This window comes from Nonlabens sp. Asnod3-A02 (assembly GCF_045063755.1).
GTDB classification, from domain to species: domain Bacteria; phylum Bacteroidota; class Bacteroidia; order Flavobacteriales; family Flavobacteriaceae; genus Nonlabens; species Nonlabens xylanidelens.
Genome location: NZ_JBEFOC010000007.1, coordinates 1,428,562 through 1,446,455, shown reverse-complemented (window position 1 = coordinate 1,446,455; position 17,894 = coordinate 1,428,562). Strand labels below are relative to the sequence as shown.

Below are 17,894 nucleotides of genomic sequence, written 5' to 3'. Positions count from 1 at the left end.
TAATAAGCTCTTAAAACAGGCTTTTGCCATAGCAAAATCAGGATTAATATATGATGACGGATATAGAAGTGTACTGGTTAGAAATTAAGTGAAATTCGCTTGTTTTTTACCACAGTTCTTTGTTGTACACTGGCTTTTTCTTTCCGTAAACTTGCTAGCTTTGGCAAAGCCATACTCTTTTGCAATTTTTGGATATGCGGAGGCCGAAGTGAATTGTAAATGTATATGGCTTTAAGCGTTGGCTAACTAAAGTGTTTTTCAATTAATTCATTCCATTTCTCCTTATGTGTTTTCTTCAGTTCTTTGTCTATTTCAATAGACTCACTATAGTTTTCAATAAACTCATCTAGAGAAGTTATAAGTCTTAAATAATACTTTAAAGTTGGAGTAACACCATTAATTATTATTTGACAACCGTGTTCTATTTTAATTTCAGTTATTAAATCTGCTATTTCTGTTTTGTCACTTTCTTTGGTTCCTTTATAGGATAAAACATAATATCTTTCAGGATTGAATTTTTTTATTTTTTCTATTGCAATACGAATAATATTAGAGTCAATTTCTTTGTCAAGTTTTATTTCTATTGATTCAAATATGTTATCATTTTTAGATATTTCTATGTCACCAGATGATTTTGAAGTTCTATCAGAAGCTGTATGACTTCCCATTTCTTCTAATGTACAATCATTATATCTACTTAACTCATTTATTAAACTTTTGTAAATGGCATAAAAAGCAATAACAGGAAGTTTTGAACCTCCGTGAGTTTCGTAGTTAAAACTAAATTGCTCTTCAAGTGCATTTATTATCTTTTCTATGGTTAAATTTTCCGGATTTTCTAAAGGTTTAATTTCAACAGTTGCACGTTTTTTTGCTTCTATTGCTTGAAATAATATTAGCCTTAAAATATTTGTAGCTTTATCTGAATTTTTTTCTAAATAATCTAATGTCTCTAAAAATGCTTTTTTAACAACTTTGTTACTAATCTTCCCTTGATAATCTAAAGTATATTCATATGGTTGCTCAAGTGAACGAGTTAGCCAACCACTTTCAGCCATTGAAGGTAATCCTAATTCTTTTAAGGTTGGAGTTATGTAGCTAGTATCTATAGTTCTACCCGAAAACCCATTTACCATACTTGACTGATGCTTTCTAACATCCTGTGCTGGAAATAGTGATTTATGGGTTACTAAAGTTGTTAGAACTGTAAAAACACCTTTTTGTGAACTTATTTTTGCTCCAATAAGTTTAATATTTTCAATTGTGTCTGTGTTAATGTTTTTAATGTCATTAACTGTAAAGGAGTTCTCGTAAGTCTCCAACAACTTTTCTTTGTGGTTCATCTATTAGTAAGTTTTGTTCTTTAATACTTTTTGCAACTTCATATATTACTGGGATTGCGACCGAATTCCCTATTTGTTTATAACGTTCACCATTTTTAGAATGTTTTTTGAAATTTTTAGGGAAACCCATTATTCTGTAACATTCATTTATGGTTAATTTTCTTACTCTGTCTTCTTTTGGTAAATAAATAAAAAATCTACCAGACGTTTCTTGAGATGGAATTGTAGGATGTGTTCCTTCTACAGAATAGATTCTATTTGGTTGTCTATGAACTCTTGATAGATGTTCTGTATTGGGTCTAATTCCATTTTTCCAGGTGTTCTTATTTCTATAACCTGTAAATATTAATCCTGTCAATTGCTTTTTAGGATTGTCAATTAAAGTGTATTCAGATTTATCTAAATATTCAAAATCTCCTTTTTTATCAAGAAAGTCTTTTAATTGAACAGGAGCTTTTTTTTCTATTTTTTCAAATTTAAAATGACTATTTTTAGTTGCGATAATAAAAATTCTTTCTCTGTTTTGAGGTAGTCCGAAATTTTTTGCGTTTAAGATTTGATGTGAGACATTATACCCTAGCTTGGTTAAAGTTTCAAGAATAGTTTTAAAAGTTCTTTTCTTATCGTGATGAATTAAATGCTTAACATTCTCTAAAACAACAACCGTTGGTTGTTTTTCATCTATAATCCTACAGATATCGAAAAATAAAGTTCCTCGCGTATCGTCAAAACCTTTTTTCTTTCCAGAAATACTAAAAGGTTGACAAGGGAAACCACCAAGTAAAACATCAAAGTCTGGAATGTCTTGAGGCTTTATTTTAGTAATATCTCCAAAAACTTCTGAATTAAAATTGTCTCGATATACTTCTTGACAAGCTGAATCGATTTCAGATGTAAATACACATTCATAACCAGCATCTTCAAACCCTTTTCTAAAGCCTCCAATACCTGCAAATAAGTCTATAAATTTTGGCTTCATCTTAATGTGTTTTTATTTTATATTTAATTTTTTCTTCCGCTACTTTCAGAACTCGTTCTGCTAAATCTTCATTTTCTAATTCATAGAATACTTTATCACTTAACCAAGCTACTATTAAATCATTTTTTTCTAATTTAAAAAAATCAGCAAATTTGATTACTTGTTCTTTTGTAGGTTTTCTTTCTCCTCTTTCAAATTTGCTAATAATTGCTTGGTCAATATCGAGTTCAGCTCCTACGTGTCGAAGAATATAGTTTTTTTCTTCTCTAGCGTTTCTAATTATTTCTCCAAATGACTTCATAAGACAAATATTATTTTGACAAAAGTAGTCAAATTATTTTAGTAATTCTCAAAAGCGTTGGGAAATTTTAGCTCTTTTGGTTTTTTGAGCGTTAGAATTAAGCGTTGGCAAAAACCAAAAGTGCTAAAATATGTGGCTGGTTTCAGCTTGTGTACAACGGTAAGGCTATGATTCGTTTCAGTCATCAAGCCTTACCGTAAATTCTTAATTGATGGCTCTAAAGATATTACTTTGATCTAAATTACTGTTCTATCTTTAAAATGAATTATAGCTAGTGTTGTGAAATGTCAAGCATTTGCCACACTGCCATACATAATAACAAAACTTCATAAGGAATCTATGCCCTTTATACCTGAGTATAAGGGACGTTGATTCCTGTAAGATCATTCTGTATCTGACATATTAACATCATGTTACTTTGGAATTCAATACTGAAAATACTAACTTTCAAGTTGTTTGTACGTTCTTACGTTCTGAAAACAAGAGTTTTCAACGATGCAATCGAAACAACTTGGAAGGTCTTGCAACAGTTTTTATATCCATAATAACACAGCTATAATTAACCTAGATATAAATGAATCGGTGAATTTCAATGTTGCGAAATCTTTGATTTTTTGCAACGGGCAAAGGTATAAGGCGTGTGAGGCGTTTTGCTTTGTATCCCAATGTTAGAGATGTTAATTTAGGATTTTAAAGATAGACTAAATTTGAATTATACAGCCTCACAGGTAGCCTTTAAAACGCCTGATACGCTTTATGCTTTGTTCACGCCAGTTATTTGTGGCAGCATGACAAAAGCAAGTATGCACCGGATTTAAGACGAGGCGTTTTACACCTTTGCCCGTTCAGGCCAATTAGTAGTTTGGGAGTCTTAAAATTGTTAATTTGTTTATCCTAGAGATTGCTTTATATTTTTCATGGCTATGGAGTAGAGTAATTTTAGTTCGCAATAGGAACAAATTAAAATTTTATAGCGTAGAACTACGGCCGCAGGTAATTGGCCTGAACGGTCTGGTATAAGAATAGTAGGGCTGAAAACAGTCGCTAACCATTCGGATGAAACACAAGCCGAATTTTTAAATTTTTATTATTATCTTTTTTTCTCAATAAGCCAAATTTAAAAATTTGGCGACTTCATAAAAGTACTAGAGCCATTGAATTAAACAATTAATTGCCCTATTATTTTTATACGGTGTTATCTCACGTAATTTAGCGCAATCCTTTCGTAAAGGGATTATTAGTTTTGGTATAATTATCAACCGAAATAAAAATTTCTCGAATTCGTATTTTATCTTCATTGTTTACAATTGAATCCAATGTATGTTGGGCGTGAATATGTCCAACTAAGGTATCGCTATTATTTTTTAATTTAAATTCTAATTGATTTTTTTCGTTATCGTAATTGTAAAAATTTAAAAAATCCGTTTTATCATTTATTTTGCTAATTACAGTAAATGTAAAACTGACTAATTTTCCTTCACGATTCGGATTGAAATGATATTTAATTAATCCGCTGTATTCATTTGAATTTTTAATCTGTTTAAGATTTAATTCGTAAAATAAACTCATCGAACTGTCAAGGACTTTTTTGTTATAAGCAAATACTTGGTTTCCGATTGTATCATTCGATTTACCAATGTAAAGTTCAACATCTTCTGTAATTCCATTTCCATAATCATACGTAATGATCTCCCGTTCAAATTCGTATTCAATTTCGCTTTTCTGTAAAGTTGTATTTTCTGGTTTCTCGTTACATCCGATGATAATTAAACACAAAATTCCATAAAACGCTAATTGTAAAATTTGGAAACAGATTTTTTTCATAATGTGAGATAACGGGCAAAGGTATAAGGCGTGTGAGGCGTTTTGCTTTGTATCCCAATGTTAGAGATGTTAATTTAGGATTTTAAAGATAGACTAATTTTGAATTATACAGCCTCACAGGTAGCCTTTAAAACGCCTGATACGCTTTATGCTTTGTTCACGCCAGTTATTTGTGGCAGCATGACAAAAGCAAGTATGCACCGGATTTAAGACGAGGCGTTTTACACCTTTGCCCGTTCAGGCCAATTAGTAGTTTGGGAGTCTTAAAATTGTTAATTTGTTTATCCTAGAGATTGCTTTATATTTTTCATGGCTATGGAGTAGAGTAATATTAGTTCGCAATAGGAACAAATTAAAATTTTATAGCGTAGAACTACGGCCGCAGGTAATTGGCCTGAACTGTTATATATAAGCAATTTACTAAAAAACCATTAACTAACCCTACCATATGGGGTGTATATAAGAACTTTTTTGTAAAATTTTATGTATTGCGGTTTTAGGTGTATATAAGAACTTTTTAATATTAAACGTTTAATATCGGCTAGAGTTTCTTTCATTTCTAGACCTAAAAAAGACCAACGCATCTGGTTGGTCTTTTGGGTGTGTGTTGTGTTGTAATGTGTTGGTTAGATGTTCCGCTTTCGCGCAAGCGGTATCTATAGTATAGTTATTTTATGTGTCTAGACTGTAGGGTAGGTGCTGCTTTTTATTGGGGTATTAAAATGTTGGGTCTGGCTGTTTGCGCTGGTCCCATTTAATATCGCTCAAGGCGCTTGCTTTTATCCCTATAAAGAAGAACCAGCTGTTACTGGTACCTATAGGTGTCCAGTTAAAACTCATGGTAAAACTCTCTAGATCGCGCTGAAAACGTAGGGTGGTAAAGGACACACCTTTATTTGCAAAATCATAACCGGTGTTACCACCTATGGACCATCGTGGGGACAGTTCTAGGTCACCGCTTACCATAAGACTTTGCTGGTTGATCTCGTTCTGGCGCTGTGCGTTGTTATAGGTCATGGTGTAGGCAAAGTTGAGTGACCACGGTAAATCAAATTTATAGCGGTCTTTATTTACGTCTACGTCTTGCTTTACGGGCTCTTGTTTTTGCTCGCGACTGTAGTCTATGGACTGGCCGAAGAGGTCGTCATCGCGACCACCATTTTGTTGGGTGCGCTCGTTAGATTTTTCTTTATCGCTGTCTTTGTCGCCTTTTTTAAAGTCTTCACTACTCAGTTTAAAACTGGTACGTATTCCTGCTCGTGTAAGTCTAAATAAACTACCGCCGTTATCTATATTAAAGGTATCGATGCGGTTGTTGTTATTATCTAGGGCATAGGGATCTAGGTTTGCGTCAAAGTTAAGGTCTATGTTCTTAGTTATGGGTATGACACCACGTAGGGTAACTGGACTCCAGTTAAGGGAATCTCCTGCAATGTTGTATGAGGTGTTAAAGGATAGTGATTTAAGTACTTGTACCTTGCGTAGATCGGTTTTTGTAGAATCGCGATCGCGCACTTTGGCCTCTATGTTGTTTTGTATACCTAGACTAACGCTACTAGAAAAATTACGTCCTGGTGCACCGAACAAGGTTCCTTCAAAACGGCTGAAGAATTGCTCTTCTTCGGTAGGAGCGTCCATACCTTGCTCTGTTAATATACGGTCGTAGTATTGCTCAAAACTAGGATTTGCACTGTAGCTTAAATTAGGACGTATGATGTGACGTATGGCCTGTATTTTTGATTCTGGATTTTTTGATTTCCAGCTACCATAAACGGTAGTACCTACACTGGCTCCATAACTATAGGTGCGGTAAGCGTCAAAACCGCTTATGGTGTCTGTCACGGTTTCAAAAACACCGTCTTCATCTTCTACAAATTTCTGTCTGAAGGTTTCAAACACCCAGTTTTCTTGAAAGTTGGCATTGGCACTGAAACTGAAGTATCCTGCTTTAAAGTTAGTCGCTACCGGTATGCTGTGTTGTAAACCAGAAACGGCGTTGTCAAACATTTTTTCTGTCAGGAAATCGTCTCCATTTGTGGTAATGCGATTTTCACCTCTTAAATTGTACTGTAAATTTATATTTTGAATCACTCCTTTTTTTACACCTTCTTTGGGTGCAAATGGATAGACTCTAGAGACACTACCTTGTAGAGTAGGTAGGGTAAGGTTAACGACGTCTGTGTTGGTGTTTTGGTTTTGTGTTATACTGGCGCTCAAATTTACTTGCGGCTCTCCACTGAAGGATTTTGAATAGGATATGGAACTGCTCAGGTTGTTTACTAGTGTGGCGCTCTGGTTGATCTGGTTAAAGGACTCTCTATAAAACTCACTACTACCCAGGTTTACACTGGCGCTAAATGTGGAACTAGGACTGGACTTGCTGTCTTGTGAGTGCTGCCAGTTAATGTTGTAACGAGAGGTTTGTGAAAAGTCAGAAAAACCACGCTCGCTTTGTAGTTGGTTTTCAAAAAGGAATCTTAAACTACCGTTATATTTATACCGCACGCGGTAATTGCTCTCTACTCGTGCACCATAACTACCGTTTGTAAAATAGTCTCCTAATACGGTAAGGTCCATGTAGTCGTTAACGGCAAAATAGTAACCACCGTTTTGTAAAAAATATCCCTGCGTGTTGTTGTTACCGAAGGATGGGATAACGACACCACTCTTGCGCTCTGTAGTCATAGGGAAATAAGCAAAGGGTAAACCTAGCGGTGTAGGCACGTCTGCAATGTACATGTTTACCAGACCGGTGACGATCTTTTTACCTGGGACAAATTTTATTTTACGTGCCAGGAAATAATATTCTGGATTATCTGGATTCTTAGAAGTGGTAAAACGTGCGTTTTTCATGTAGAAAACAGAATCGTTTACCTTTTTAGTCACGTCTGCCACGACATTAAACTCTCCTTGCGTGGTGCTAGAATTATAGGTAAGCGCTTTTTGAGAGTCTTTATTAAATACTATAGAGTCTGGTTTAACCACATTGGTACCTTGTGTAAAGACCGGTTTTTGTGTGTAACCTAGAGAATCTTGCACGATACCATAGGCTGTTATATTACCAGTATTGTTATTAATAATTATGGTACCAGCTTCTATGGTAATGTCTCCATAAGTGATTTTTGCCTCATTATAAAGGGTAACGGTATTTGCTCTTCTATCGATGCGTTTATAGTCCTTTGCGGTAGATTCTACTACGTATTCTAGAACTGCTTTGGGCTTTTTTATAGAATCGTTAACGACGGTGTCGTTCTCTTTTTTAAGGTCCTCTATATTAACCACAGTTTTGGCAGGCTTTTTTTCTGCTTCTTTTTCAGTAGGTTGTGGCGCTGGTGCTGGTATAGGTGTACCAGTTTCTGGTAGCTCTTGTGCTATTGCAGTAGCAGCACTTAATAAAAAGAGCGTTAAAAAAATTATATGCTTTAAATGTAAATGCAATCTAGGTTGTACTATTTTCGTTGTTAGAAATGGTCTGGTTTTTGAAATGTCAAAACTACATATAAATTTTAAGCGTTTTTTGATAATTACGCTTTCGCGAAAGCGAATTAATAAACAACACATTCACAACTCATAAGTTTAATATGAAAACGAAGTTATATCTTATTATTGCCTTAATTATTATACCAGTGTTATCGATTGCAAATATACCCATCGATTCTACAAAAACTAATGTTAAAAAGGTTTTTACCGTTGTACTAGATGCAGGCCATGGTGGTAAGGACTCTGGTAAATTTGTAGCCAACACAAAAGAGTCGGATATAGCGCTTAAAGTTGTTAAAATACTGGGAAAACAACTCGAGTCGCATGCCGATATTAAAGTGGTTTACACGCGTACGACAGATAAATTTCTAGAATTATATCAACGAGCAGACATAGCAAATAATGCAAAAGCAGACCTTTTTGTGTCGGTACACTGTAATGCTGCCGCGGCAACACAGGCCAAAGGAAATGAAACATGGGTGCTAGGAATACATAGAAATGCAGATAATCTAGAAGTGGTACAACGAGAGAATTCTGTTATCTTATTAGAAGAAGATTATAAGGAAAAGTATGTGGGTTTTGACCCCAATGATCCATCTAGCTTTGCTACTAATCTTATGATTCAAGAAGAATACCTGGATAATAGTATAGAAATGGGTGCAAACGTTCAAAAACGATTTGCCGAAGATTTAAAGCGTAAGAATAGAGGTGTGAAGCAAGCAGGATTTGCCGTACTGAGACTTTCTTATATGCCTAGTGTACTTATAGAAACCGGTTTTCTAACTAATAAAGAGGAGCGCACCTTTCTTAAAAGCAGCGCTGGACAGAAAAAAGTAGCGGCTTCTATTTATGACGCGGTACTGGATTATCAAAAAAATAGAGATATCAACCTTTTTGAAGTAGAACAGGTAGATACTTCTAGTCCTACGGTTATAAAACCAGCCGCTAGTAATGCTATTTATAAGGTGCAAATAAGTGCGAGTAGTAAGAGACTTGAAGCAAAGTCCTACAACTTTAATAAGCTGCCAGAAATCTCTAGAGAGAAGGATGGTGGTATATATCGATACTTTACTGGTAATTTTTCTAGCCTAAAAGAGGCGTCTGATTTGCGTAAAAAAGCCATCGCAAAGGGTTATAAATCAGCGTTTATCGTGATTTATGAGAATGGAGAACGTCGTAGGTTGTGATAACTCATAAAAAAATGTTAGTCCATATAAATTAAGCTTGCCGTATCTTTACCTTCGTAGAAAAGGATATAAATGAAATTTTCAAAGGAAATTAAAGTTGGAATGCTTACTGTGGGAGCAATAGCACTCTTTATTTTTGGGTATCAATATTTAAAAGGTCGCAATCTTTTGAGTGATGATCGTTCCTTCTATGCCGTGTATGATAATGTAGAAGGACTTACGTCGTCTGCACCAGTGACTATTAACGGTTTACGTGTCGGTAATATCGATAACATAGACTTTTTAGACAGTTCTGGTAGATTGCTGGTTAAGTTTCATGTAAATGAATCTTTCAAATTCTCTTCAGAAAGTGTAGCTTCTGTTTACAGCACCAGTATTATAGGTGGTAAAGCACTAGCGATTGTACCTAATTATCAAAGTAAAGCAAGACCTGCGCAACCTGGTGATACTCTTAAATCTAGTACAGACGAAGGGTTACAAGGTAAGGTTATGGAAGAATTTTTACCTTTAAAGGATAAGATAGAAAGCATGATTGTAAATGCAGACTCTGTTCTATCTGCAGTAAATCAAACACTAAATCCAGATACTAGACTTGCGATTACTAACAGCTTAGACGAAGTAAATAAAACGCTTGTAGAAATAAGAGGACTTTCTAAAAATGCAAGCTCTTTACTAGCCGATAACAAAACAGAACTTAATAGTACGATTAAGAATCTAGATGTGACTACCAGAAACTTTGCCGCTATATCTGACACACTAGCACAAGTGGAAATAGCTGGTACGGTAAAAGAATTAGAAAATGCAATTTCTAAATTTAATGTAGTTCTAGACGATGTAGCATCAGGTAAAGGAAGTCTCGGTAAATTAATGACCGATGATAAACTTTATAACAACCTAGAAAGAACCACACGACAGGCAGAAATGTTGATGCAGGATATCAAATTGAATCCTAAGCGTTATGTGCATTTTTCTGTATTTGGAAAAAAGCCTGGAGAGTATGAAAAACCAGAAGATAGAGATCAATAATTGACCATGGAATATATACCTAATATTATTTTTACATTACTCCTTATTGCTGGAGTAGGATTTTTTGCGAGCAATATTAAAAAAATGATTCGCAATATTAAGCTAGGAAAAGAAGTAGATCGCTCTGACCGTAAAGGAGAACGATTTGGACAAATGGCACGTATCGCTTTAGGGCAATCTAAAATGGTGCGCCGTCCAGTTGCTGGTTTCTTGCATATAGTAGTTTATGTAGGTTTTGTGATTATTAACATAGAAGTCCTAGAGATTATCATAGATGGTATCACAGGACAGCATAGAATATTTGCTCCTTTCTTAGGTGGTGTGTACGATTTCTTGATAGCAACATTTGAAATCCTTGCCTTTTTAGTTCTAGCATCTGTTATCGTTTTCTGGATAAGAAGAAATGTAATGAACATTAAACGTTTCATTATGGGAGAGCTTAAAGGCTGGCCTAAAAATGATGCCAATTATATTCTTTATTTTGAAGTAGTTTTAATGTCGTTGTTTTTAACCATGAACGCAGCAGACTTTACCATACAACAAGGTGTTCTTGCAGGACAGTTTACTAGCGAGGCAGCATTACATTATATCAACGCAGGTAGTTTTCCTATCAGTGGTTTTATAGCGCCGTTATTTGATGGTCTAAGTTTTGAAACTTTACATATTATTGAAAGAACTTGCTGGTGGTTGCACATCGTAGGTATTCTTATTTTCTTAAACTACTTGTACTGGTCTAAGCATTTACACATTATGCTTGCTTTTCCAAATGTATATTTTGCAAAACTTACTCCTAAAGGGCAGTTGACTAACATGGCTGCTGTTACTAAAGAAGTAAAAATGATGATGGATCCAGACGCAGATCCATTTGCAGCACCAGATCCAAGTGAGGCAGACGAAGTTCCTGCAGCGCTAGGAGCAAATGATATTTTTGATCTCGATCAAGTACAGTTACTTAATGCATATACCTGTACAGAATGTGGACGTTGTACGTCAGAGTGTCCAGCAAATATTACTGGTAAGAAATTAAGCCCGCGTAAAATCATGATGGAAACTCGTGATAGACTAGAAGATGTAGGTGCGGTAATAAATAAAGAAGGTGAGTGGAAAGATGACGGTAAGACCTTATTAAACGACTACATCACACCAGAAGAATTATGGGCTTGTACTACATGTAACGCATGTGTAGAGGCTTGTCCTATAGGTATCGATCCATTAAGTATCATAATGGAAATGAGAAGATATTTAGTATTAGAAAATAGTGCGGCACCTACAGAACTTAATGTTACTATGGGTAACATAGAGAACAATGGTGCGCCATGGCCGTATAACCAAATGGACCGTTTAAACTGGTCAAAAGAGTAAATTATGAGTGAAGAACAGTTTAATGAAGCCCTTAATGAAGATGGATCTCTAGCTAGTCCAGTACTTCCAGAAGGAGTAAAGAATTATTTAATCGATATAGACGGTACCATTACAGAAGATGTGCCTAATGAAGAACCAGAAAGAATGGCGACTTGTGCACCATTTCCTGATGCTTTAAAAACGCTTAATGAATGGTATGATCAAGGTCATGTGATTTGCTTCTTTACTTCTAGAACAGAAGAACACCGCGAGGTGACTACAGACTGGTTAAATAAACATGGGTTTAAATTTCATAGTTTATTAATGGGTAAACCTAGAGGTGGTAATTACCACTGGATAGATAACCACATGGTAAGAGCGACACGTTATACAGGTGAGTTTACACACCTGGTAGAAAAAGAAGTGACTATAGAGGTTTTTAAAAACCATAAATAATTTGTAGGATTCGCTTTCGCGAAAGCGAGATCCCTCTAATTAATAATAAAAATTTATACCTATTCTGAATTCATACTTTTTGGATTCTTAATTTTTAAGATATGAGTAATAATTTAGTAGTACCTACAGCAGCAGAATTTATAGCGCAAGGCAAACAACCAGAGGTTTTGTTCTGGGTAGGATGCAGCGGTAGTTTTGACGATAGAGCAAAGAAAATAACAAAGGCTTTTGTAAAGCTTTTAAATAAGGCAGGTGTAGAATTTGCAGTTTTAGGAGCAGAAGAAAGTTGTTCTGGAGATCCTGCAAAACGTGCTGGTAATGAGTTCTTATTCCAGATGCAAGCCATGATGAATATCGAGGTGTTGAATGGATATGGTATTAAAAAAATAGTAACGGCATGTCCACACTGTTTTAATACGCTTAAAAATGAATACCCAGAATTAGGTGGTAACTATGAAGTAGTACACCACACTTCTTTTCTTAAAGATTTAATCGCAGACGGTAAATTAACCATAGAAGGCGGGAAATTTAAAGGTAAGAAAATCACGTATCACGATCCATGTTATCTAGGTCGTGCAAATGAGATTTATGAAGCGCCACGTGATTTAATAGAAAAACTAGATGCGGCACTTATAGAAATGAAACGCAGCCGTCGCAACGGTTTATGTTGTGGTGCTGGTGGTGCACAAATGTTTAAAGAGCCAGAAGAAGGTAATAAAGACATAAACGTAGAACGTACAGAAGAAGCGGTAGATACTGGTGCAGAGATTATTGCTGCAGGATGTCCTTTCTGTAACACAATGATTACAGACGGTGTTAAGGCGGTAGAAAAAGAAGGTCAGGTAGAAGTAATGGATGTAGCAGAATTAATAGCAAGCGCAGCAGATTTATAAATGAGAAATTTATTATTACTTAGTATCGCATTTCTTGCAACAGTAGTTGTAAATGCACAGGAATTTGACAAAGAAGCAATAACAAAACTATCTAATGGTGTTTGTGAATGTATTGAAGGTAAAGAAGGTCTTGATACAAGAGAAAAAGCAGAATTAGAATTTGGTCGTTGTATCATGCAAGTGTATTCAAATGATCAGGAATATTTTAATGAAAAAGGACTTGATATAACAAATCCGCAGAAATCTCTTAACATAGGAAAGCAGGTAGGTGTAACACTAGCATCAACATGTGAAGAGGCTTTACCTATTTTTATGATGATAGCTAGGGATGTTAGACAAGCACAAGTATCATCTGAAGAAGAAGAATACGATGAGCAAGAATACATCGAGTTTACAGGTAAAATAGTAAAATCTGACGATAAGAAATTCACCACTTTTGAAATAAAAGATGAAGACGGCCGCAGACATAAAGTTATATGGCTTACTTATGTGGATAATGACGAGTTACTAGAAGACGCTGTAAAGGGTAAGAAATCTTATGTATTTACCGCAATGGAACTCGATATTTATGACCCACGTATAGGTGAATACCGCAACATGTTAGTTCTAGATAGAATTGATACAATAGAAGAGTAATTGAAAGAGAAACTAGATTATAAAAGCATTGTCCTTTCAGGAGCATTCGGTGGTCTTGTGTATGCCATAATCATGTCTATATTTTATCAAATTACTGAAGACACAGGTTTTAGCATTCTCAAGTTTGCTGTAGATTTTATAATGTTCGGTTTATTAGTAGCTGGTATTATATGGTGGTCCATGAGAAATAGTAGTAAAAATAAAAAATAATGAGTTTATTTAACTTTGATAGAGTGCCAGTAAAGACACGTTTTATCTACGCATTATTAAGCTCTGGTTTTACTACTTTATTTTGTTACATCATATTTACCGTTTTTGATATGGCAGACTATGATTGGGGATACTACATTTTCTTTTTCATAGCGATGTTTATCTTTGGCTTTTTTAGTTCTGGTTATTCCATAAATAAAAAGAAAAAGTAATGTTTACAAATAAACAGAATAGAGCATCTCTTAAAGCGAGATTGATTTATACCATTACGGTTACGGTAATATTTACTTGTATTATGGAGTCGTATGATTACTTTTTTGGTGACGAGCCCTTTAACCTCAAGGCTTCTTTGCTCTCTTCTCTTCTGTTTGGGGTTTTATTATTTTTAATGAGTTACTTTACTTTAAAAGCAAAAAAATAAATTATGCACGCAAATTTCAAAGATCTTCCAGACGATGCTAGAGTGTGGATTTACCAAGCAAATAGACCTTTTACCACTGATGAGATCAATGAGTTGAAACCACAAATGGATAATTTTTTACAGAAGTGGACTGCTCATGGTAAAGATCTTAGAGCAGGTGTAGACTATCCATATAATAGATTTATAGTGATAGGTCTGGACCAGTCAGAGGCTGGAGCGACAGGTTGTTCTATAGATGCAAGTGTGCGTTTTATACAGTCTATAGAAAAAGCATATCGTGTGGATTTAATGGATAAGATGAATGTTACTTTTAAAAATGGGCAGTATGTCGCACATAAAGATCTAGCAGATTTTAAAAAAATGTGTAAAGCAAAATCGGTTTCTCCTAAAACCATAGTTTTTAATAATCTAGTAGAAACAGTAGGAGAATATAAAGAACACTGGGAAGTACCGGCAAGCGATAGCTGGCATTCTAGATTTTTCTAGAAAACACCTTTTGTTATGACTAGAGTAATCGCCTTTATCGATAAATTTAAAGTGGTTATAGCGATCTCCATGATATTGATTATGATATCGACGGTTAGTTTCAGTTACCTGAATACTAAAAGTTCTGAAGAGTGTTTAGAAACAGCACAATTTATCTGTCCAGACGGTATTGCGAGTTATCATCACAGCAGTGATTTTTTTGAAGGAGATAGTTGCACTTGTGAGTGTCTTTAAGGTATGATTTTAGTTAATAAAACAGTTAAAAACCAGCTTACTTTTAAGCTGGTTTTTTTATGCAGTCCTTTTGTTTTTCGGTATCTTTCGAGTAAGGAACGATTCTTGGTTTCCTTATTTAAAATTCTTGATATATTATATGAAATTTAAAAATGCATCATTGCTTTTGGTAGTGTTAGCTTTCGCGAAAGCGTACACATCACAAGCGCAATTAACTAATAACAAGCCTCTTATTGCTGCAGATTCTATTGCCCAAATGCATTGGGTAGATAGTGTTTATAACAGTCTATCTCAAAAAGAAAGGATAGGGCAGCTGTTTATGGTAGATATGTTTTCTAATAAAGGAAAAGCTCATGAAGACCATGTGCGCAATCTGGTAGAGAAACATAAAATAGGTGGTGTTATTTTTTCTAAAGGTGGTCCTGTAGAACAAGCCTATTTAACTAACGAGTTACAAGCAAAATCTAAGACTAAAATGTTAATCGCAATGGATGCAGAATGGGGTCTCTCCATGCGTCTAGAAGATACGTATGCTTTCCCATGGAATATGACGCTGGGTGCAACGCCAGGTAATACTTCTAGTTATGAAGTGGGACAGCGTATAGGTGAGCACTGTAAAAGACTGGGCGTTCATATCAATTTTGCTCCTGATGTAGATATCAATACAAATCCTAAGAACCCTATTATAGGGAATAGAAGTTTTGGTGAAGACATGTACAATGTGACGGATAAAGCTGGTGCTTTTATGAAAGGAATGCAAAGTACTGGTACACTAGCTTGTGCAAAGCATTTTCCTGGTCATGGAGATACAGATCAAGACAGTCACAAGACGTTGCCTACGGTAGATTTTAGTGCAGAGCGTATAGATAGTGTAGAATTATATCCTTATAGAAAGTTGATTAAGGAAGGTATGGCTAGTGTGATGATAGCACATTTAAATATACCTAGTCTAGAGCCTCGTGCTGGTTATCCTACAAGCATCAGCCACAAAGTAGTGACTGATATATTGAAAACTAAATTAGGTTTTAACGGTCTTATTTTTACTGATGCTCTTAATATGAAGGGTGCAAGTAACTTCAGCGCACCTGGAGAGATTGATCTTGCAGCTTTTAAAGCAGGTAATGATGTGCTACTTATTTCTGAAAATATACCGAAGTCTATCGCAAAAATTACAGAAGCTATTGCAAGTGGTGATGTAACAGAAGAACGCCTAGCTTATTCTGTAAAGAAAATTTTAATGTCTAAGTATGTGGTAGGTCTTCATGAATACAAGCCTATTGTTATTTCTAATCTAGTAAAGGATTTAAATACAGAGCAAGATGACGTGGTGTATGAAAATGCTATATCTAAGGCAATTACAGTACTGAAAAATAAGAATAATATCTTACCTCTTCAAAATCTAGAAACTAAAAAAATCGCTTATGTGGAATTAGGAGATGATAGTGGAGATGTGTTTTTTAAAGAATTGAATAGGTATACTAATGTCGATAAGGTAGCAGCAGATAAGTTAGATGTACTGCTTACTATGCTAGAAAAATACAATACGGTTATTATAGGGCTGCATAGAAGTAATGCAAATCCATGGAAATCATATCGATTAAAACAACATGAGTTAACGTGGCTGTATGAAATAGCGAGAAAACACGATGTAGTTTTTGATGGTTTTGTGAGACCCTATATGCTAGATCAGATTAAAACTACCGAAAATTTTGAAGGTATAGTCATGTCTTATCAAAATAGCAAAATGAGCCAAGAGGTGAGTGCGCAAATTATTTTTGGCGCGAGAGATGCTGTAGGTACATTGCCAGTAAGTTCTGGATTATTTAATGTTAATGATGGTATAAAGGTTAAGAATGTAAAACGTCTTTCTTACGGACATAACCCTTCTAGTGTTGGGCTAGACTCTCGTATGGTGGCAAAAATAGATAGCATTGCTAAGTATACCATAGATGGAAAAGGAGCGCCAGGTATGCAAATTTTAGTGGCTAGACACGGTAAAGTGATTCTAGATAAAACATATGGTTACCATACTTATAATAAAAAAAGTAAAGTAAATGAGAGTGATGTGTACGATATCGCATCGGTTACTAAAATTCTGGGAACATTACCGCTGGTTATGGAGTTAGAAGAGTCTCATGTAGTATCTCTAGACGATTCTATTTCTAAATTAGATATAGACTTGACTAGTTCTAATAAAGAACAAATCACGGTAAAACAAATGCTGTCACATTATGGTCGTTTTAAGCCATGGATACCGTTTTATATCTACACGCTAGATTCATTAACTAAACTGCCGTTGTCTAAATACTACAGTAATGGACCGCAGCAAGGGTTTGATATACAGGTGGCAAATGGAATGTACACAAACATACAAGTACAAGACACGATATTTAATCGTATTAAAACAAGTGATTTAAGAAAAAAGCTAGAATATAAGTACAGTGATCTTCCTTATTACTTAATGAAAAAATATATTGAAAAGCATTATAATAAAAATCTTGATGAATTAACTCAGAATCATTTTTATGAATCTCTGGGTATGAATCGTACTGGATATTTACCACGTGATAAATTTCCTTTGAATCAAATTGTTCCTACAGAAAACGATACCCTTTTTAGAAGACAACTCGTACATGGTTATGTACATGATCAAGGTGCTGCCATGCAGGGCGGAATAGGTGGTCATGCAGGATTATTTTCTACAGCAAATGATGTGGCAAAAATGATGCAAATGTACATGCAAGGCGGTACCTATGGCGGTAGACAGTATTTTACTCCAGAAACCATAGATAAATTTAATACCTGTTATTACTGTGAGAACGATGTGAGACGTGGTGTAGGATTTGATAAACCACAATTAAAAGTATCTGGACCTACTTGTGGTTGTGTAGGTAAAAGTAGTTTTGGTCACAGTGGATTTACTGGTGCTTACACCTGGGCAGATCCTGAAGAAGAAATAGTTTATGTATTTTTATCTAACCGCGTGCATCCAGATGCTGGAAACAGGTTTATCATTAAAGAAAATATAAGAACTAACATACAGCAAATAATCTATGACTCGATCATAGACTAAAAAT

17 protein-coding genes are annotated in these 17,894 nt (G+C 35.1%); 12 read left to right on the top strand and 5 right to left on the bottom strand.

Translation table 11 applies throughout. The annotated features are described in order from the left end of the window. Positions 1 to 242: 242 nt before the first annotated feature. From ACJJVN_RS09975 to ACJJVN_RS09955, 5 genes are all read right to left on the bottom strand, one after another. Entirely contained in the window at positions 243 to 1,343 is a 1,101-nt protein-coding gene (locus tag ACJJVN_RS09975) for a restriction endonuclease, SacI family (RefSeq protein ID WP_405377991.1), read from the bottom strand. Next, positions 1,291 to 2,322 carry a DNA (cytosine-5-)-methyltransferase gene (gene dcm, locus ACJJVN_RS09970; RefSeq protein WP_405377990.1) on the bottom strand — a complete coding sequence of 344 codons (1,032 nt, stop codon included), beginning with the start codon at positions 2,320 to 2,322 and terminating at the stop codon, positions 1,291 to 1,293. The genes ACJJVN_RS09975 and dcm overlap by 53 nt, the downstream gene beginning before the upstream one ends. 1 nt (position 2,323) lies before the next feature. Further along, positions 2,324 to 2,623, bottom strand: coding sequence for a helix-turn-helix domain-containing protein (locus ACJJVN_RS09965; protein WP_405377989.1), 300 nt, complete (start codon positions 2,621 to 2,623; stop codon positions 2,324 to 2,326). 1,209 nt (positions 2,624 to 3,832) lie between these two features. Next, entirely contained in the window at positions 3,833 to 4,447 is a 615-nt protein-coding gene (locus tag ACJJVN_RS09960; RefSeq protein WP_405377988.1) for a hypothetical protein, read from the bottom strand. A 717-nt stretch (positions 4,448 to 5,164) separates the two neighbouring features. Continuing rightward, entirely contained in the window at positions 5,165 to 8,008 is a 2,844-nt protein-coding gene (locus ACJJVN_RS09955; protein WP_405377987.1) for a putative LPS assembly protein LptD, read from the bottom strand. Positions 8,009 to 8,028: 20 nt separating this feature from the next. On the opposite strand from ACJJVN_RS09955, the gene ACJJVN_RS09950 reads away from it, so the two are divergent. From ACJJVN_RS09950 to ACJJVN_RS09895, 12 genes are all read left to right on the top strand, one after another. Then, a complete protein-coding gene (locus ACJJVN_RS09950) occupies positions 8,029 to 9,114 on the top strand; it encodes an N-acetylmuramoyl-L-alanine amidase (RefSeq protein WP_405377986.1) in 1,086 nt (361 codons plus the stop codon). Between the two features lie 72 nt (positions 9,115 to 9,186). Beyond that, a complete protein-coding gene (locus tag ACJJVN_RS09945; protein WP_104515082.1) occupies positions 9,187 to 10,140 on the top strand; it encodes an MlaD family protein in 954 nt (317 codons plus the stop codon). Between the two features lie 6 nt (positions 10,141 to 10,146). Further along, complete coding sequence (locus tag ACJJVN_RS09940; protein WP_405377985.1) at positions 10,147 to 11,502, top strand: 4Fe-4S dicluster domain-containing protein; 1,356 nt, start codon at positions 10,147 to 10,149, stop codon at positions 11,500 to 11,502. 3 nt (positions 11,503 to 11,505) lie between these two features. Next, positions 11,506 to 11,937, top strand: a complete 432-nt coding sequence (locus ACJJVN_RS09935) for a phosphoheptose isomerase (protein WP_104515080.1) — start codon at positions 11,506 to 11,508, stop codon at positions 11,935 to 11,937. A gap of 101 nt (positions 11,938 to 12,038) precedes the next feature. Further along, entirely contained in the window at positions 12,039 to 12,830 is a 792-nt protein-coding gene (locus ACJJVN_RS09930) for a (Fe-S)-binding protein (RefSeq protein ID WP_405368854.1), read from the top strand. Beyond that, entirely contained in the window at positions 12,831 to 13,466 is a 636-nt protein-coding gene (locus ACJJVN_RS09925) for a hypothetical protein (RefSeq protein ID WP_405377984.1), read from the top strand. It abuts the gene before it with no gap. Next, a complete protein-coding gene (locus ACJJVN_RS09920) occupies positions 13,467 to 13,676 on the top strand; it encodes a hypothetical protein (RefSeq protein WP_104515077.1) in 210 nt (69 codons plus the stop codon). Beyond that, the gene (locus tag ACJJVN_RS09915) at positions 13,676 to 13,888 is read left to right on the top strand and encodes a hypothetical protein (RefSeq protein ID WP_405377983.1); all 213 of its coding nucleotides are present in this window, start codon (positions 13,676 to 13,678) and stop codon (positions 13,886 to 13,888) included. The genes ACJJVN_RS09920 and ACJJVN_RS09915 overlap by 1 nt, the downstream gene beginning before the upstream one ends. Beyond that, entirely contained in the window at positions 13,888 to 14,097 is a 210-nt protein-coding gene (locus ACJJVN_RS09910; RefSeq protein ID WP_405377982.1) for a hypothetical protein, read from the top strand. Before ACJJVN_RS09915 ends, ACJJVN_RS09910 begins: the two co-directional genes overlap by 1 nt. Before the next feature lie 3 nt (positions 14,098 to 14,100). Continuing rightward, a complete protein-coding gene (locus ACJJVN_RS09905) occupies positions 14,101 to 14,583 on the top strand; it encodes an ABC transporter ATPase (protein ID WP_348115875.1) in 483 nt (160 codons plus the stop codon). A 15-nt stretch (positions 14,584 to 14,598) separates the two neighbouring features. Continuing rightward, on the top strand, positions 14,599 to 14,817 hold the full coding sequence (locus ACJJVN_RS09900) for a hypothetical protein (RefSeq protein WP_146080378.1): 219 nt from the start codon (positions 14,599 to 14,601) through the stop codon (positions 14,815 to 14,817). Between the two features lie 139 nt (positions 14,818 to 14,956). After that, positions 14,957 to 17,890, top strand: coding sequence for a glycoside hydrolase family 3 N-terminal domain-containing protein (locus ACJJVN_RS09895; RefSeq protein WP_405377981.1), 2,934 nt, complete (start codon positions 14,957 to 14,959; stop codon positions 17,888 to 17,890). Positions 17,891 to 17,894 lie beyond the last annotated feature (4 nt).

What these genes read in the sequence shown, in the direction of transcription:
- ACJJVN_RS09930 (WP_405368854.1), top strand. Translation starts at nt 12,039, where the DNA reads ATGAGTAATAATTTAGTAGTACCTACAGCAGCAGAATTTATAGCGCAA.
- dcm (WP_405377990.1), bottom strand. Translation starts at nt 2,322, where the DNA reads ATGAAGCCAAAATTTATAGACTTATTTGCAGGTATTGGAGGCTTTAGA.
- ACJJVN_RS09910 (WP_405377982.1), top strand. Translation starts at nt 13,888, where the DNA reads ATGTTTACAAATAAACAGAATAGAGCATCTCTTAAAGCGAGATTGATT.
- ACJJVN_RS09950 (WP_405377986.1), top strand. Translation starts at nt 8,029, where the DNA reads ATGAAAACGAAGTTATATCTTATTATTGCCTTAATTATTATACCAGTG.
- ACJJVN_RS09975 (WP_405377991.1), bottom strand. Translation starts at nt 1,343, where the DNA reads ATGAACCACAAAGAAAAGTTGTTGGAGACTTACGAGAACTCCTTTACA.
- ACJJVN_RS09955 (WP_405377987.1), bottom strand. Translation starts at nt 8,008, where the DNA reads ATGTGTTGTTTATTAATTCGCTTTCGCGAAAGCGTAATTATCAAAAAA.
- ACJJVN_RS09935 (WP_104515080.1), top strand. Translation starts at nt 11,506, where the DNA reads ATGAGTGAAGAACAGTTTAATGAAGCCCTTAATGAAGATGGATCTCTA.
- ACJJVN_RS09945 (WP_104515082.1), top strand. Translation starts at nt 9,187, where the DNA reads ATGAAATTTTCAAAGGAAATTAAAGTTGGAATGCTTACTGTGGGAGCA.
- ACJJVN_RS09900 (WP_146080378.1), top strand. Translation starts at nt 14,599, where the DNA reads ATGACTAGAGTAATCGCCTTTATCGATAAATTTAAAGTGGTTATAGCG.
- ACJJVN_RS09915 (WP_405377983.1), top strand. Translation starts at nt 13,676, where the DNA reads ATGAGTTTATTTAACTTTGATAGAGTGCCAGTAAAGACACGTTTTATC.
- ACJJVN_RS09965 (WP_405377989.1), bottom strand. Translation starts at nt 2,623, where the DNA reads ATGAAGTCATTTGGAGAAATAATTAGAAACGCTAGAGAAGAAAAAAAC.
- ACJJVN_RS09905 (WP_348115875.1), top strand. Translation starts at nt 14,101, where the DNA reads ATGCACGCAAATTTCAAAGATCTTCCAGACGATGCTAGAGTGTGGATT.
- ACJJVN_RS09925 (WP_405377984.1), top strand. Translation starts at nt 12,831, where the DNA reads ATGAGAAATTTATTATTACTTAGTATCGCATTTCTTGCAACAGTAGTT.
- ACJJVN_RS09895 (WP_405377981.1), top strand. Translation starts at nt 14,957, where the DNA reads ATGAAATTTAAAAATGCATCATTGCTTTTGGTAGTGTTAGCTTTCGCG.
- ACJJVN_RS09960 (WP_405377988.1), bottom strand. Translation starts at nt 4,447, where the DNA reads ATGAAAAAAATCTGTTTCCAAATTTTACAATTAGCGTTTTATGGAATT.
- ACJJVN_RS09940 (WP_405377985.1), top strand. Translation starts at nt 10,147, where the DNA reads ATGGAATATATACCTAATATTATTTTTACATTACTCCTTATTGCTGGA.